Below are 16926 nucleotides of genomic sequence, written 5' to 3'. Positions count from 1 at the left end.
ATTGTGAACATCTAACGAAAATTTGATATGTATAATATTGGGAAATGCGGTATAATGTCTATACAGGATGTTAGTGTCTTGCTTTAAGTGTTTCTTGGAATATTTAAAGGAGGGCAGTAGCAGCCCTTCGAACAAATTGAATCTATGTCCATATGATCCCCTTAATGAACTTTATCATAGAAGATTTAGATTTTTACTTCAAGGTGAACGTGCCGATTTTACATTGTTGATAAATCACTAAATGCTTCAAGTCAGAAGTCGTATGGGTATAGGTAATCAATTTAAACCTTCTTAGTCAGGTTAAGGACTAAGTTATCCCTTCTTACGATAGGTATCCCCTAATGCCTATTGTAGAAGTCCCCTCTTGATACGGATATGCCGAATCCGTTGCAGCCGAGTTCCCTCTCGGCTGTTTTTTTATTATCTTTTCTATCGAGATTTGTTTGCTCTCAAAAAAACAGCAATTTTCCTCCTTATATCCGCCAAGTTCAAATTATAGATAATTTTCAACTATCTCCTATTTTTGCCTCTTAGGTAAAAATGGCTCTATATAAGGCTTTAAACCAGTTAGAGGCAGGTTAATGTAAATTTCGCTTACATGTACTTTTGAAAAGTTTTCATTTTTCAAAACATTTTTCAAGGTAAGTCTATAAAATAGGTGATAAAATGTAAGTAAAACGCTTGCTAAAGTGTTTTTTTTGTGGTATTTTATAAGAGTATAAAAGTGTTTACCTAGGAAGTGAGGCAAAAGGTATGGAAAAACAAACTATTACCATCTACGACGTTGCTCGTGAAGCTGGCGTCTCCATGGCGACAGTATCTCGTGTGGTAAACGGCAACCCTAACGTTAAACCGTCAACTCGTAAAAAAGTATCAGAAGTTATCGAACGCTTGGATTATCGTCCTAACGCAGTCGCGCGTGGCTTGGCAAGTAAGAAGACCACTACGGTTGGGGTGATTATCCCTAACGTCACCAATGTCTTCTTCTCGTCTTTAGCACGGGGGATTGATGACATTGCGTCGATGTACAAATACAACATTATTTTGGCCAACTCTGATGAAAACCCAGAGAAAGAAGTGCAAGTATTCAACACCTTGTTAGCAAAACAAGTGGACGGAATCATCTTCATGGGGAATGACATCCAAGAAAGTATCCAACATGAAGTTAGCCGTACGCGGACACCAGTTGTCTTTGCTGGGACCATTCTATCCAATACAGAACTATCTAACGTTAACATCGACTACCGTCAAGCAACTAAAGAGGCAACTGCTTTGCTCTTGGCTCATGGCCGTAAAGTAGGTTTGGTGACAGGTCCTGGGGAATTTGATATTAACCGTGATTTCCGCTTAGAAGGCTATACTGAAGCCCTCAAGGAAGCCGGCGCTAAATTCAAGCAAGACTTAGTCATTCAAAAGCAATTCACTTATGCCGATGGGGATAAGATTGCGGCGCAATTGATCGCGGCCAAGGCCAATGCCGCTGTCATTTCTGACGATGAAATTGCAGTAGCTGTCCTCAACGCCTTGACAGATCGTGGCGTAAAAGTCCCACAAGACTTTGAAATCATTACCGGCAATAACTCTATGTTAACCCAAATGGTACGTCCTAAGTTGTCCAGCATCCAAATTCCGCTCTATGATATCGGTGCGGTAGCAATGCGTCTATTGACTAAAATCATGAACAATGAAGAAGTGGAAGAGCATCAAATTATCTTACCACACAGATTTATTGCTCGTGGCTCAACCTTAGAAGATAAAGACTAATCGTAAATAAAACCAAGGGTTTATAGGCCCTTGGTTTTTGGTCTATTATAGTGGACTTTTTCCGTTCGGTCTATTATAATGGACTTTATTTTAGGGGTCTGTTATAATGGACTTAAGAAAGGAGGCTACTATGAATCAATTCTATGCTTTAATTGGTGACATTATTGAGTCGCGCAGTTTAGCCAATCGTGCCAAAATGCAAGAAGCCTTAAGCCAAGCCTTAAATAGCCTGAATGAGCGATATCAAGGCCACCTAGCCTCATGCTTTAGTTTAACATTGGGAGATGAATTCCAAGGACTACTTAAAGTAGGAGCACCTATCTTTCAAATGATTGATGAACTTCGCCTGGCCTTGCCTGACTTAAATCTGCGTTTTGGCCTGGGCTTAGGTGAGATTCTGACTAGCATAAATCCCGCAGTCAGCTTAGGGGCGGATGGTCCGGCTTACTGGCGGGCGCGTGAGGCCATTCAGCAAGTTCATCAACAACATCATTACGAGACAGTCCATATCTATCTGCTGACAGGGCGAGATGAGCGGGATGCGGTTTTGAATCATAGTTTGGCTTTGAGCGAGTTTGTCCGTTCCTCCTGGATTCAATCGCAAATGGAAACCTTCCGGACAATCTTAGACTTGGGTTACTATCAGTCGCGCTTTGATCAGAAACGGGTGGCGACAGCCCTAGGTCTGTCTTCTAGCGCTTTCGCTAAACGCATGAAATCGAGTGGAATCAAACTCTATCTAGATGTCAAAAATGACCTCAATCAGGCCATTGAAGACCTGGCCAGACAGGCAGAGCAAGGAGGGGAGAGCCAATGATTACGACTTATTCATTAGCTATCTACTATGCGCTAGGCTGGACCCTAATCGAATCCTATTATCGACCTTACGGGCGGGCTTTCTTAAAAGGACGATTGACTTGGCTAGAGCCTTGGATGCTCTATCTGGTTTGGGGCGCCTTGCTGCTGGGCCTTAATCTGGTTGCAGGTGGCCTACTAATGGGCCTAGGACTGGTGCATACTAGCCTAAGTAAGCTACTTAAGCCCAAGCAAGTTTCCCTCTTGATGGCGCTACTTTTATTTGGCGCCAGCCTTTATGCAGCGAAGGCAGGCTGGACTTGGCCTTACCATGCAAACTGGCTGTGGACGGCCCTCTATGCCTTGTGGTTAGGAGCTCCTGTTAACCAGATTTTCCATTTTCTCTTCCGACGCTTTCAACCTGAAATTGAGATTGATGACGCGACCATTGAAGGAGCAGGAGCGACTATTGGGATACTAGAGCGCCTGATAACGGGCTTACTCTTGGTTAGCCAGAATTATGCTGCCTTGGGCTTGGTCTTCACGGCCAAATCCATTGCCCGCTATGATAAAATTTCCAAGAACAGTGCCTTTGCTGAATACTATCTCATTGGCTCGCTCTTTAGTCTTTTATCCGTCTTAGTTCTCTATCAGCTCTATCAATTAGGCAGTTGGTAGGACCAGTCTAGTAAAAAATAGCCCCACCAGTTTGGAATAAGCATCCAGACTGGTGGGGCTATTAATTTAGGCTATTAGGAATGTGCTTCTTTGCTTGCTTGAGCTTGGGAGCTGTCGGCTTGGACGCTCTCCATGATTCGTGCTACAATCGCGACAACAATGGTAATGACAAAAGCCAAAATAGTCCCGCCCACTATATCATATTGGGCACGAGTGAGTGAGCTACCTAGGTAGTAGACAATTTGCCCTAGGATGAAGCTCCAGAAAAATGTGACGATATATTTCATACTTTCCCTTCTTTCCTTTACAGTATAAGTGTAGCATATTTGCCAAATAATACAATGAAAAAGTTTTTGTTTCTAGTTCTTAACCAAATTTCCTGAAAGCCAAGCTCTACCTTGTGCTTTAAGGCATTTCATGGCACAATAAGAAGAGAGTGGTCGAATGCCTGTTCGGACCACAAAAAGGGCTTGAGAGGAGGAAATGCCATGCTATTTAATGTTCATTCTGCTAATTCACTCTTAGCGAGTACTTTGACGGTTCCATCCTATGTGGAAGCTGCTAAACAAAGGGGCTATGAAATCTTGGGTTTGGCAGATGTCCATAGTCTTCAAGGGGCGCTAGATTTCTATAATCGCTGTCAGGCTGCTGGTCTCAAGGCCATGATTGGGGCGACCATTAAGTTGCCTGGGGCGCTCAAGCAAACCCACATTTATCCCTTCCTGGTTTATGCCCTCAATCAAGCCGGTTATTATGAATTGATTGGCCTCATTCGACGTTTGAGCCATCAGCCCCTGTCACCAGGCGCTATTTGGGATTATCTGACCCAGTCCTGCCACAATCTAGTCTATATTTCCTGTGGCCATGCCAGCGAAGTGGAGCAAACCCTGATTCATAGTGGGAACCAAGAAGCTAGCTTAGTTCTGGAGCGCTTGGAGCAAGTCTTTGGGCCAGGTAATGTCTATCTGGGGGTGGCGGCTTTTCCTTATAATCCAGTTGAAGGCGAGGCCGTGAAGGCCTGGGCTAAGAGCCAACAAGTTCCGCTAGTAGTGGGGCAAGGAGTGTCAACCTTAAATCAGGGTGACGCCTTCAGTCTCAAGGTGCTGGAAGCCATTGGGGCTAATGAGACCTTAGACGTGGAGCTAAGGGCCATGCAGGGGGTCCACTATGTCTATAATTGGGCTGATTTGGAAGCCCAGTATATCCGATTGGGCTTGGCTGACTGCTTGACAAATAGTCGACAATTAGCAGACCGTATGCAGCTATCCTTGCCACAAAATCAAGCCTTCCTGCCAAAATTCCCGACGCCAGACCACTTGCCAGCTAGCCAATATTTGCGAGACTTAACTCAGTCGGCATTAGAAGCCATGAGGCCTGCAGATTTGGCGGTCTACCAGCAGCGGCTTGACTATGAGCTAGAAGTGATCGATAGTATGGGCTTTAGCGACTATTTCCTCATTGTCTGGGACATTATTGTTTACTGTCAAAGTCATGCGATCCGGGTAGGACCAGGTCGGGGTTCGGCAGCTGGTTCCTTGGTTTCCTACTTACTTGGGATTACGCGCGTCGATCCAATCCAATACAACTTACTCTTTGAGCGTTTCCTGAATCCGGAACGTTATAACATGCCCGATATTGATATGGATATTCCCGATAATAAACGGCAACAAGTCTTACATTACGTGGTCGAGCGCTATGGCCAAGAGCAGGTTGCGCAAATTGCCACCTTGGGGACCTTCGGGGCTCGGGCGGCCATGCGGGATACCTTACGGGTTCTAGGTGCGGATAGTGAGACCTTGCGAGTCTGGGCGCGCGCCATACCAAAAGAGTTAGACATCAGTCTGCCTCAGGCCTATCAGAAGTCGGCAGCCTTACGCCAGTTAGTCAGTCAATCTGAGACTAACCAGCAGCTCTTCCAAGTGGCGCAAACCATCGAGGGACTGCCGCGTCACATTTCAACTCACGCGGCGGCGGTGGTCATCCATGACCAAGCCTTGGATCAGGTCATTCCAGTTGTGGAACGACCTAACCAACCTCTTATGACTCAATTTACCATGTACGATGTGGAGAAGGTTGGCTTGCTTAAGATGGACTTCCTTGGCCTGAGAAACCTCAATCTGCTAGATACCATCATTAAACAGGTTCAGAAGAGCCAAGCTGATTTTGAGATTGAAGCTATTTCCATGGAAGATGCTCAAACTCTGGCCCTCTTCAGGGCGGCGGATACTAACGGGGTCTTCCAGTTCGAATCAGATGGTATTAAGCAAGTCCTACGCAAGCTGCAACCAGAGCGTTTTGAAGATATTGTAGCCGTCAACGCGCTCTTTCGTCCTGGGCCAATGAAACAGATTGATCATTATGTAGCGCGCCGCCATGGCAAGGAAAGCTACCAAGCCATTCATCCAATTCTAGAAGAGATTTTAGCTCCTACCTACGGCATTATTGTCTATCAGGAACAAGTCATGCAGGTCTGCCAACGCATGGCCGGTTTCAGCCTGGGACAAGCCGACTTGCTAAGACGTGCCATGGGTAAAAAGCAAGCTCATGTCATGGCGCGAGAACGCGAGCATTTCATTAGGGGGGCTAGAGAGCAGGGGATAGGAGCTGAGATTGCGTCAGCTACCTATGATTACATCTATGAATTTGCTAGCTATGGCTTCAACCGTTCACACGCGGTGGTCTATTCGACCTTAGCCTTCCAACTGGCCTATCTCAAGGTGCACTATCCTCTGGCCTTCTATCAAGCCCTCCTAAACATGGGCAGTTCCAACCAGACGACCATGGCCGACGATATTCTGGAGGCCAAACGTCATACGGGTCCACTCCTTGGCCTCAATCTCAATGAGAGTCAGATAGGCTTTAGTGTCAGTGGACAGCAACTCCAAATAGGTCTCTCAGCCATCCGGACCTTACGACATGACTTTGTCAGCCACATTGTAGAGGACCGCCAGCTCCTAGGGCCATATACCGGTCTCTTGCATTTTATGCAGCGTCTACCTAAGAAATGGCTCAAACACGAGTGGCTTGAAAGTCTGATTAGTGTAGGGGCCTTGGACTATACCGGCATGAACCGGCCGACCTTGCTAAAGAACCTAGACAAGCTCATGCAAAGTGTCACCTTTAGTGGTGGCAATTTGTCGCTCTTCCCAGAGTTAGAGCCACGAATTGAATGGGTGGAGGACTGGAGCCCTAGTCAAAAGCGGGATAAGGAAGTGGAGATATTAGGCTTCTCCTTAGAGGGGCATCCAGTGGCAACTTATCAAGCCTTTGCAAAGTCCCATCCCAACTTGCTGTCAGTAAGAGATATCTTAGCGGCCCAACCAAACCTCAAGGTCCAAACCCTAGTCTTAGTCAAAGGCATCCGGGTCATTAACACTAAGAAGCAGGAATTAATGGCCTTCCTCGAACTAGAAGACGAAGTAGCTAGCATTAGCGGGGTAGTCTTCCCGCAAAGCTATCGACACTATGTCTCGCTGCTTAAGGAGGGACAGGTCTTGCTTGTAGAGGGGACGGTCGAACTAGACCGCCAGGGACGTCATCAGCTGATTATTAAGCGTCTAGCTCAAGTCAATGAAGAGGAAGACAAGGCGCCAACTAGTCCTAATCAGCATCCTTTTCAACGTTGCTTTGTTCAGGTCAAGGCCTTCCAGGACCTCAAACCTTATTTGCCAGGCCTAAGAAAATTTGCCGATCAATATTCTGGACCAGTGGCCATGATTTTGGTAGATGCCAATCGTCAGACCTTCCAATTGGATGACGCCTATCGGGTCTCCTATGGCCAGAAAGCGCAAGCAGAATTAGCCAAATTACTGGCTCCTTTCAAAATTATCTACAAGTAATCGATTACATCTATTATTTTCGAAAAAATGTATGACTTTAGCCAATAAAAGTGGTAAAATAAGCCTTGGATATCAGTCCAAGTCGATTGATTACAATTCAACTTAGAGGTGAGAAACATGAAGCGTATTGCAGTCTTAACTAGTGGTGGCGACGCTCCTGGTATGAATGCAGCAGTGCGGGCTGTCGTAGAGCGTAGCTTGCATCATGGCATTGAAGTTGTAGGTGCTTACTATGGTTTTAAAGGCTTATATGAAGGTGACTTCAGACCTTTAGACGTAGCGACTTGCTCTCATGCCTTAAGACGGGGTGGCACTTTCTTATATTCTGCTCGATTCCCAGAATTTAAGGAGCCTGAAATCCAAGAGAAGGCAATTGAACAGATGAAGGCACATGGCATTGATGCCTTAGTTGTTGTGGGTGGGGACGGTTCCTTTACTGGGGCCTTGAAATTAACCCAAAAAGGTTTCCCAGCTATCGGGATTCCTGGGACCATCGATAACGATATTGCAGGGACAGAATACACCATTGGTTTTGATACCGCGGTTAATGTGGCCCTAGATGCTATTGATAAAATTACTGACACTGCTTCCTCCCACAACCGGACCTTTATTGTCGAAGTAATGGGCCGTCATGCAGGGGATATGGCTAGCTGGATTGGGGTGGCTGCTGGTGCAGATGCCATTGTGATTCCAGAAGAAGCCTATGATTTAAAAGAAATCGCAGAAACCATCGCTGCTAATCGTCGCGCCGGTAAGGATCATTCCTTAATCGTCTTGGCCGAAGGCGTCATGACAGCGGCTCAATTCCGTAAGGAATACGAAGCTGTCTCTGGTGACGATGTGCGTGATGTAACCTTGTCACACATTCAACGTGGGGGCAACCCAACAGTGCGTGACCGTGTCTTCGCTAGCTTGATGGGTTCCAAGGCGGTTGACCTCTTGTTAGAAGGTCAAGCTGGGATTTTCTTAGGTCTTAAGAACGAGCAATTGGCAACTTTTGACATTGTGGAAACCTTGACCAATGAAAAACACCAAGTCCGTCGCGATCTTTACCAATTAAACCAAGGCCTTAGCGCTAAATAAAAAAGAGAAGGAGTTCTTTTAAAATGAAAAAAACTAAGATTATTTGTACCATGGGTCCTGCTTCTAACACAGCAGAACAAATGGCAAAGTTGATTGAAGCGGGGATGAACGTTGCACGTTTCAACTTCTCTCACGGTTCTCACGAAGAACACTTAGAACGCTTCAACAACTTGAAGGCTGCCCGTCAAGCTACCGGCAAACTTTGTGCCATCCTCTTGGATACCAAAGGTCCAGAAATCCGTACTAACGACATGCAAGACAATGCCATCGACTTAGTTAAGGGCGCAACTGTTCGTATTTCTATGACTGAAGTCTTAGGGACTAAGGACAAATTCTCTGTAACTTACGCTAACTTAATCAACGACGTTGAAGTAGGTAGCCACATTCTCTTGGATGACGGTTTAGTTGACTTATTGGTAACTGAAATCGACCACGCTAACCAAGAATTAGTGACTGAAATTCAAAACTCTGGCGTAATCAAATCTAAGAAGGGTGTTAACGTTCCTAACGTTTCCATCAACTTGCCAGGGATCACTGAAAAAGACGCTGCTGACATCCGCTTCGGTGTTCGCGAAGGGATCGACTTCATCGCTGCATCTTTCGTTCGTCGTGCTAGCGACGTTATGGAAATCCGTGAAATCTTAGAACAAGAAGGTCGTCCAAACGTTAAGATTATCTCTAAGATTGAGAACCAAGAAGGGGTCGACAACATCGACGAAATCTTGTCTGTATCTGACGGTATCATGGTAGCTCGTGGTGACTTAGGGGTAGAAATCCCAACTCACGAAGTGCCAATCGTTCAAAAATACATCATCAAGAAATGTAACCAAGCAGGTAAACCAGTTGTAACAGCTACTCAAATGTTAGACTCTATGCAACGCAACCCACGTCCTACTCGTGCAGAAGCTGGTGACGTTGCCAACGCTATTTTCGACGGGACTGACGCGGTAATGCTTTCTGGTGAAACTGCAGCAGGGGACTTCCCAGAAGAAGCGGTTAAGACTATGGCTGCTATCTGTGTTCGTACTGAAAAAGAATTGCACGAACACGACGCATTCAGCATCAAACGCTTCGACCGTTCTGACATGACTGAAGCAATCGGTCAAGCAGTTGGTCACACTGCTAAGAACTTAGGTATCGAAACCATCGTCGCACCTACAAGCTCAGGTCACACTGCTTTGATGATTTCTAAATACCGTCCAAACGCTCACATCGTGGCAGCTACTTTCGACGAAGAAACTCAACGTTCATTAGCTGTAGCATGGGGTGTTATCCCTTACGTTATCGACCGTCCAACTTCAACAGACGAAATGATGGATAGCGCAACTGCTTTGGTTCAAGAAAAAGGCTTCGCTAAAGAAGGCGACTTGATCTTAATCACTGCAGGTGTACCAGTTGGTGAAGCAGGGACTACTAACTTGATGAAAATTCAAGCCATTGGGACTCAATTAGCGAAAGGTGAAGGCGTCGGTAACGGCAATTTTATCGGTAAGGCTGTATTAGCAACTGATGCGGCTACTGCCAATGCGAAAGCCACTGCTGGGACTATCTTAGTAACTCGTGCAACTGACAAGGACTTCTTGCCAGCATTCGATAAAATCGGTGCCCTTGTTACTGAAGAAGGCGGGATCACTTCTCATGCAGCCATCATGGGGCTTGAAAAAGGGATTCCTGTCATCGTAGCAGCTAAAGATGTGCTTTCTAACGTGGCAGATGGTGAATTAATCACTGTAGATGCGCGTCGTGGTTTAATCTATCGCGGTGCAGCAGCGATCATCTAAGCTCACCTCACTTATAATCATCAACGCTCTACCATTAGGTAGGGCGTTTTTTTGTGCTGTCATGCAAATTTAATAGAGGATTTTCGGATTAAATCAGGGCAAAGGGGTATATATATATGAAGACTTGTAGAGGAGGCATTATATGGAACCCCAGTATCAACTCAAAACAGGTGCAGCTAAGCTAAAATGGTGGTTAGTTGGCTCATTTGCCATAGGAATTATAGGCATTGTCATTGGCTTAATATGGCTTAACTTGCGCGCAAGACGGCCCATAATGCAAGAAGAGTCTTCTATCAGTTCCAGTACACTTGCTGAGCCAAGCTCTTCCCAGCAATCCTCCAAGCCCGACAAGATTTATGTAGACCTCAAGGGAGCTGTCAAACATCCAGGCGTCTATGCCCTAGACCAGGGGAGTCGGGTCTTTGACCTGCTGGAAATGGCGGGTGGTTTGACGGAAGAAGCGGCTGAACGGGCCCTAAACCAGGCTCAACTCCTGGTGGATCAGCAGAGTCTCTATGTACCCACTATGGAAGAATGGGAAGCTGAAAGCCATGGACCGCAAGCTAATGGGACTGGAAGTCAGGCCCCCTTAGTTTCTAGTCCTAGTGCCAACAGTGGCAAGGTTAATATCAACCAAGCTGACTTAGCTCAACTAGAGACTCTGCCCGGTATTGGGGCTAAAAAGGCCCAAGCCATTATCGACTACCGGACGGCAAACGGCTCCTTTCATTCGCTTGAGGACTTAGGCAAAGTCAAGGGCATAGGGCCTAAGATGCTAGAGAAGTTGAAGGATCTGGTGATTTTTCAATGAATGATATGGTCAAAAGATATTGGACTAGTGGCTGTCTAATGCTAGCAAGCAGCCTTGAGTCCTTGAGACATAAATGGTTTCTGCTATGGATCTTTGCTGCAGTTTTCATTGGCATGCTATACCACGAATACTTGGCTTGGAGCCTAGTCTTAGCCATCCTAATCGTGCGAATTTATGGACTAGGACTAAAATGCAATCGTCGAAAATGTCTCTTGGTCTGCTTGCTTCTAAGCGCTTGGTGCTTGGGAATATGGGGCTGGCATCACTATGAACAGGCTCAAGTTAATCAAGTCATAGTGCCTGATCAGGCACAAAGCTATCAGCTTGTGCTAGCTCCTAGCCAAGTCAACTATCGATCCACAGGTTGGCAGGGGGTGGGCTATTTAAGATTAGCAGATGGCCGACTTCTGCCAGTTCTGGCAAAAGGGCAGGGCGACATTCAATGGGCTTTAGGCCATGAGGTGATGGAAGTTAAGGGACAAGCCAGTCTAAAAAAAGCAGAGAGAGCCCGAAACTTTGGAGTCTATGATTATCAGCAAAGCTTAGCAGATAAGGGGATTGATTGGGTACTTGACTTTAAGGTGGTGTCTGCTATTCAACCGAAGCCACTGGCTTTAGGAGCTATGGAAGCCCTACGACAGTGGTGTTTAGCGCCTTTGGCTAGGTGGAAAGGGCAAGGGTCTTCCTGGACCAGTTTGGTTATCCGGCTTCTATTTAATCAGCAGACCCCAGGCTTTCGCGACCAGTCGGTGAGTTTGGGGGTGTTGGGCCTTAGTCATTTCTTCGCTATCTCTGGCTTTCATTTGCTCTATTTAAGACGGGTGCTGAGTCGTTTCTTTTTGCGCTTAGGTTGCCTTAAAGAAAGTGTTGCTTTCTGGCTGCCTCTCTTGCTCTTCTTCTATAGCTGGCTATGTGGTTGGCCTATTGGCAGTATTAGAGTCTTAGGAGGCTGGGGGCTAGTAGCTTTTTCCAAGTCTTATGGCGACCAAAGTATGACGTCTATGGACCGGCTAAGTCTTGTAGGACTGGCCTGTTTACTTTGCCAGCCTGGCCTAGTCTTTCAACCGGCCTACTTGCTGAGCTTTGGCTTGTCAGCTGTACTCATATTTTCCAATCAAGCCATGGAGCACCCAAAACACTATACTTGGCGCCATCAAGTCTACATACTCTTAGCTTGTTTACTCATTACCTGGCCTCTTATGATGGATTGGCGTTATGAGTGGTATCCGCTACAAGTGCTGGCCATATTTCTCTTAGGTCTTGTCTTCGAAGCTTTTATTATGCCGCTAGCCTTGGTGTCAGGGCTGACCATAATCATGCCAGGATTAGACAGGCTAGCAAGTTTATTGGATGGGATTTATCAATGCTTACTAGAAATGCTAGCGCCTCTGAGCAAATTCTTCTCCTGGCATGTCATAACTGGGCGTTTAAGTCTTATTTACTGGCTGATATTTCTGACCCTATTCCTAGTCTGGTTACGATGGGGATGGCGCCATCCTTGGTCAACGGCAGTTATTGTCTGCGCTTATGCCTTAATACTGATACTTAAACCTTATTTGCATTGGCAGTCTAGTGTCACCATATTGGATGTGGGGCAGGGGGATAGTCTGGTCTACCAAGCTGCCTGGTCCAAGGAAGCCTGGTTGATTGATACAGGCGGCAGACCCCCTTATCCGGCAAGCAAGGAAGGGCCAAGTTTTGATAGGCAATATGGCTACTATAATCTGATTCCAGCCCTCAAAGCGCAAGGGATTGCTTCATTGACGGGAGTCATGATTACCCACTCAGACTTGGACCATATTGGTAGCCTAGCTAGTCTCAGTCAGGAAGTCGCCATCGACAATCTCTGGATTAGCCAGCATACCGCTAGTCATCCGGTATGGCAGGAAATCAAGCCCTATCTGGCGGCAAAGACCCAAGTCCATATCTTAGGACCAGGTCAAGCCTATTCAATCAAAGAAGGGCTGACCTTCTACACCAATGACTTTAATCTGTCGACGGCCCCAAATGACGCCTCCATTGCAGCGACCCTAGATATGGGCAGGCACCGTTTGCTAAATTTAGGTGATATGTCGGGCGATTATGAGCAGGCCTTGATTGAACGTTTCCCTGACATTCAGGCCGATATTCTCAAATGCGCCCACCATGGCAGTCGCTTTAGCAGTTCAGAGGTCTTGCTCAACCACCTGCAGCCTAAGTTAGCCTTGTTGTCTGCTGGAGTCCACAACACCTATCACCACCCTCATCCTGATACCCTAGCTAAACTAAGTAATAGGGGGATTCCCTATTTTGCAACTCCCTATCATGGCGCCATCCGCTATGAGTGGAGTGATTGGGGCTGGGATGGCTGGCAAACGGTTCTAGAAGCCCCTTAATCCACTTATCCCAAAAGTGAGCTTAGCCATTCAAAAAGATGAGCTAATCTTGTATGCCAATAGCTAAAGTGCTATACTGAATACGTAAACATTATTATGCAAAAACCTGTAGAGAGTGGGTGTTTTTTGTGTTAGAAGTTAAGCATTTAGTTAAGCACTTTGGCGACTTATGTGCTGTCAATGATGTCTCCTTTAGGGTGGAGCCAGGTAGTATTATGGGGATTATTGGTCAGAACGGGTCAGGTAAGACCACGATTTTCCGGATGATTCTCAATTTTTTGAATTTAGAACCTGGTGCCTCTATTGAGTGGCAAGGTCAACCCATGAGTAGCCAAGTCTATGATACGGTAGGCTATTTGCCAGAAGAACGTGGCTTGTATGATAAGATGACCATCGAAGATCAGATCGTTTTCTTTGCAGCATTGCGGGGCATGAAGAAGGCCCAAGTTCTTGAAAAAATTGATTATTGGATGGAAAAATTCGATGTAAGAGGTAAAAGAAGCGATAAAATTAAGAGCCTGTCCAAGGGTAACCAACAGAAAGTGCAGCTGATCGCTACCTTAATTCATGAGCCAAAACTCATGATTCTGGATGAGCCATTTTCAGGCCTAGACCCAGTTAATGCGGACTTACTCAAACAGGGCATTCTAGAACTGAAGGCTAAGGGTTCTTCCATTATCTTCTCTAGCCATAATATGAATAACGTAGAGGAAATTTGTGACCATTTGGTGATGATTCACTATGGCAAACAGGTTCTATCAGGAACGGTTGACCAGGTCAAAGAATCCTTTGGCCGGACCCGTATCTTCATAGAAAGTCCTGACTGGAATCAAGCCCAACTTGAAGCCCTGCCAGGCGTTAAACAGGTCCGTCACCTAACCGGTCATCGCTATCATCTGATTCTAAGCGATGAGTCCGCTGGTCATGCCATTTTTGACGCGGTGACACAAGGGAAGTATATTGCCCAATTTAGTCAACAACCGCCAACCTTAGACGAGATTTTCAAGTTGAAAGTAGAGGTGTCAGACCATGAGTAAATTATGGATTATCGCCAAGGAAGTCTATCGCAAAAATGTCAAGAGTTGGGGTTTCTTCTTTATGGTTTTTGCGCCCTTTATTATCATGGGGGTTTCTGCCTTGATCGGCTACTTTATTGCCAATGATGAATCGAGTCATGCCAATGAGACCATCGCGATTGTCAGTCAAGATCAGGGCTTAAAAGATAGTTTGGCCCAGGATAATTTGACTTATAAGTTGGCCTATTATGATGATGAAGCCAGTGCTCGCCAATCTCTTAATCAAAAAGGGGTTAACGGCTATTTAGTGGTCAAAGAAGACAATGGGCGCGTGCAAGCTACTTATTACCAAAAGTCTACCGCCCATAGCCTGACCTTGTCTGATTTGGCTGAAAGCCTCAATCGCTATCAACTCAGCAAAATAGGTCAAAGTCTTAACCTAAATGGTCAGCAAATTGCCACCATTCGTTCCAGTAAGGTGACAATAGGTAAGATTAATCTTAAGGAAAGCAAGGACGGGACCTATTCAGAAGAGGATGCTAGGTCCCTTCAAGTCATGGCCCGCATGGGGGCTGCCTTTGTGGCCATTATGCTATCCTATATGTTGATTTTAGCTTACAGTTCAATTTTTGCTCAGGAAGTGGCCTTGGAGAAGGGCAACCGGGTCATGGAAATTATCCTATCCTCCATTCCTGCCAAACAACATTTATTAGGTAAGATTCTAGGTGCTTCACTGATAATGGCTACCCAAATTGGTATTTACCTAATCTTGGGGATTGGCTTTTACTTCTTGACCGGCGTCTCCAGTATTTTTAGCTACCTAGAGCCATTCAAACCGCTCTTGCTAGGGATTTTGCCTAGCTTTGGTCTAAGTCTAGTCTTTGCTTTGATGGGGATGTTGGCCTACATGATTCTATCCGTTCTGCTAGGATCCATCGCTACACGGCTAGAGGATGTCCAAAAGTCCATTCAGCCGGTCATCTTCACTACCATCATTGGTTTCTATATTGCCGTCTATGGTCTCCAACAACCTAATTCACCTGTTGTGGTCATCGGCTCTTGGGTGCCATTTACTTCTCCATTTGTCATGCCGGTTCGTCTAGCTACAGAGACGGTGTCAAATTTGGAGATTGTTCTTTGCCTACTTGGCTGTTTTGCCTTTATGGTCTTTTCCTTCTGGTTGGCCCTGACCTTCTACCAGGCGACCGTTCTATCAACTAGTGACAAAGGGGTTATCCATGCCTTCAAGCGGTCTTATTCTCTCTGGAAGAGTGAAAAAGGCCAAAAGGCTTAAGTTTAGAAAGCGAGTTTTATTATTACATGAAAAAATCCACCATCATTTCCTTGCTTAGTCTGGCTTGTCTTTTGACAGCCTGCCAAGCTAAGCCGCGCGACGCTGCGCAGGGTGGGGACGCCCTCTATGGTCCACCCGAGTCAGCTACTAGTCAGTCTTCGCTTGATGAAGCGACGCGTCAACGTTATCAAGCCCTCAATAAGGTGCACGAATTTTACGAGAAATTGAGTGCTGTTCAAGTTAACACTTGGCTTAATCAAGAAGGAGGAGACTGGCAATCAACCGCTGACAGCCAACAATTTTATGAAGCAGGTGCACTTAAGGCCTATCGTACTAAGACCGTGACCACGGTCAAGGATGCCCACTATGACTTGGAGTTTTACTTCGACGGGGAGCATCATTATGTGGCCTCGCCTCATGCGGCCTGGAGTCAAAACGACAATACCAAGAACTCCATGAGCTACCTCTATTGGGCCAAACTCCTAATTGAGGGAGATGACAACTCAAAGCTAGATTCTGAGGCACCTGAAGGTCAATGGCGGATTAATAGGACAGTGACCAACCCTGACTTGATCCAGGGCCTAGTTGGCCTGCTGGATTTGCCTGAAAGTTTCTCAGCTCAAGCAACTTATCAAGCAGACTTGACTTACCTAGTTGACAGTGAGACCGGTCAGATGCTTGAGGCTGCTCTTAAGCTGACCGTAACAGATGGGGAATCCAGCCATGTCTATCAAGCCAAGAGCACCACCAAAGTCCCAGAGGAATCTGTGACTAAGGATAGCCTTAAGCCTGATTTAGAGGCACAAGCAAGTCCCTTAGAAGTAGCAGAAGGCCAGTGGTTAGAAGCTTTTAAGGCGGCCAATCCAACTCAGGCTATTAGTACTTACGAAGTGACAGAAGGACGTCAAGCAGGCGACCAAGATAGTAATTTGCTTTATCTGACCAATAGCCAAAATGGTCAGGTCCTGGCACAAGCCATTGGGACTATCCAGGACAAGCAAATCAAAGGCTATCTCTACCAACTCGGTCAAAAGCGCTATAGCAAGGCAGAGGATGGCAGCCTTAAAGAGGAAAGGGTGGAGCCAATCGACTTCTATTATTTAGCAGTGCAGTCCTTGATTGATCATTCTGATCAGATCCAAACCTTTAATCCAACCGATGAAGCTGGCCAACCAATCAATGACCCAGCAAATGCCACAGCGACAACCTATCGTTTGACCTTTGAGAATGACTACGATGGCCTAGCTAAATTGGCAGGCGCCATCGATATCTCTAACCTTAAGCGCGAGGGGGATGCCGTCTATGGGGTGGATTATGTGGTCAACAAGGCCAGTCTAGAGCTTGAAGGCTTCTACCTATGGAGTTTGACGGCAGAAGATACAGCTATCACGCATGTCAATCGCTATAGTTTCCGCCATCTCAATCAGCAGGCCCCATCTCTGATTCAGTTTTTGGTAGATCCTGAACTGGCTAAGGCAGCCAAACCTTAA

The 16926-nt window shown here is 46.1% G+C and carries 12 protein-coding genes; 11 read left to right on the top strand and 1 reads right to left on the bottom strand.

What is annotated here, in order from left to right:
• Nucleotides 1-753: 753 nt before the first annotated feature.
• The 3 genes from ccpA (at nt 754) to Q0339_RS08540 (ending at nt 3237) form a co-directional block, all read left to right on the top strand.
• A complete protein-coding gene (gene ccpA, locus Q0339_RS08550; RefSeq protein WP_298078408.1) occupies nt 754-1764 on the top strand; it encodes a catabolite control protein A in 1011 nt (336 codons plus the stop codon).
• Between the two features lie 130 nt (nt 1765-1894).
• Complete coding sequence (locus Q0339_RS08545) at nt 1895-2581, top strand: SatD family protein (RefSeq protein WP_298078406.1); 687 nt, start codon at nt 1895-1897, stop codon at nt 2579-2581.
• A complete protein-coding gene (locus Q0339_RS08540; protein ID WP_298078405.1) occupies nt 2578-3237 on the top strand; it encodes a hypothetical protein in 660 nt (219 codons plus the stop codon). Before Q0339_RS08545 ends, Q0339_RS08540 begins: the two co-directional genes overlap by 4 nt.
• A gap of 74 nt (nt 3238-3311) precedes the next feature.
• Here Q0339_RS08540 and Q0339_RS08535 read toward each other — a convergent pair whose 3' ends face one another.
• The gene (locus Q0339_RS08535) at nt 3312-3524 is read right to left on the bottom strand and encodes a YjzD family protein (RefSeq protein WP_298078404.1); all 213 of its coding nucleotides are present in this window, start codon (nt 3522-3524) and stop codon (nt 3312-3314) included.
• Nucleotides 3525-3725: 201 nt separating this feature from the next.
• Here Q0339_RS08535 and Q0339_RS08530 point away from each other — a divergent pair, with 201 nt between their 5' ends.
• From Q0339_RS08530 to Q0339_RS08495, 8 genes are all read left to right on the top strand, one after another.
• Nucleotides 3726-7076, top strand: a complete 3351-nt coding sequence (locus tag Q0339_RS08530; protein WP_298078403.1) for a DNA polymerase III subunit alpha — start codon at nt 3726-3728, stop codon at nt 7074-7076.
• Nucleotides 7077-7193: 117 nt separating this feature from the next.
• Nucleotides 7194-8159 carry a 6-phosphofructokinase gene (gene pfkA, locus Q0339_RS08525; RefSeq protein WP_291431424.1) on the top strand — a complete coding sequence of 322 codons (966 nt, stop codon included), beginning with the start codon at nt 7194-7196 and terminating at the stop codon, nt 8157-8159.
• Nucleotides 8160-8182: 23 nt separating this feature from the next.
• Nucleotides 8183-9940, top strand: a complete 1758-nt coding sequence (pyk, locus tag Q0339_RS08520; protein WP_023391987.1) for a pyruvate kinase — start codon at nt 8183-8185, stop codon at nt 9938-9940.
• A 142-nt stretch (nt 9941-10082) separates the two neighbouring features.
• Nucleotides 10083-10751: a ComEA family DNA-binding protein gene (locus Q0339_RS08515; RefSeq protein WP_298078401.1), complete on the top strand. Its 669-nt coding sequence runs from the start codon at nt 10083-10085 to the stop codon at nt 10749-10751.
• A 113-nt stretch (nt 10752-10864) separates the two neighbouring features.
• Complete coding sequence (locus Q0339_RS08510; protein ID WP_298078399.1) at nt 10865-13126, top strand: DNA internalization-related competence protein ComEC/Rec2; 2262 nt, start codon at nt 10865-10867, stop codon at nt 13124-13126.
• A 128-nt stretch (nt 13127-13254) separates the two neighbouring features.
• Nucleotides 13255-14163, top strand: coding sequence for an ABC transporter ATP-binding protein (locus Q0339_RS08505; protein WP_298078398.1), 909 nt, complete (start codon nt 13255-13257; stop codon nt 14161-14163).
• On the top strand, nt 14156-15436 hold the full coding sequence (locus Q0339_RS08500; RefSeq protein WP_298078397.1) for an ABC transporter permease: 1281 nt from the start codon (nt 14156-14158) through the stop codon (nt 15434-15436). The genes Q0339_RS08505 and Q0339_RS08500 overlap by 8 nt, the downstream gene beginning before the upstream one ends.
• A gap of 26 nt (nt 15437-15462) precedes the next feature.
• The gene (locus Q0339_RS08495; protein WP_298078396.1) at nt 15463-16926 is read left to right on the top strand and encodes a hypothetical protein; all 1464 of its coding nucleotides are present in this window, start codon (nt 15463-15465) and stop codon (nt 16924-16926) included.

This window comes from uncultured Abiotrophia sp., assembly GCF_938010525.1.
In the GTDB taxonomy this organism is placed as follows: Bacteria; Bacillota; Bacilli; order Lactobacillales; family Aerococcaceae; genus Abiotrophia.
Note: the sequence above shows the minus strand (reverse complement) of the source record. Positions and strands in the feature narration are given on the sequence as shown.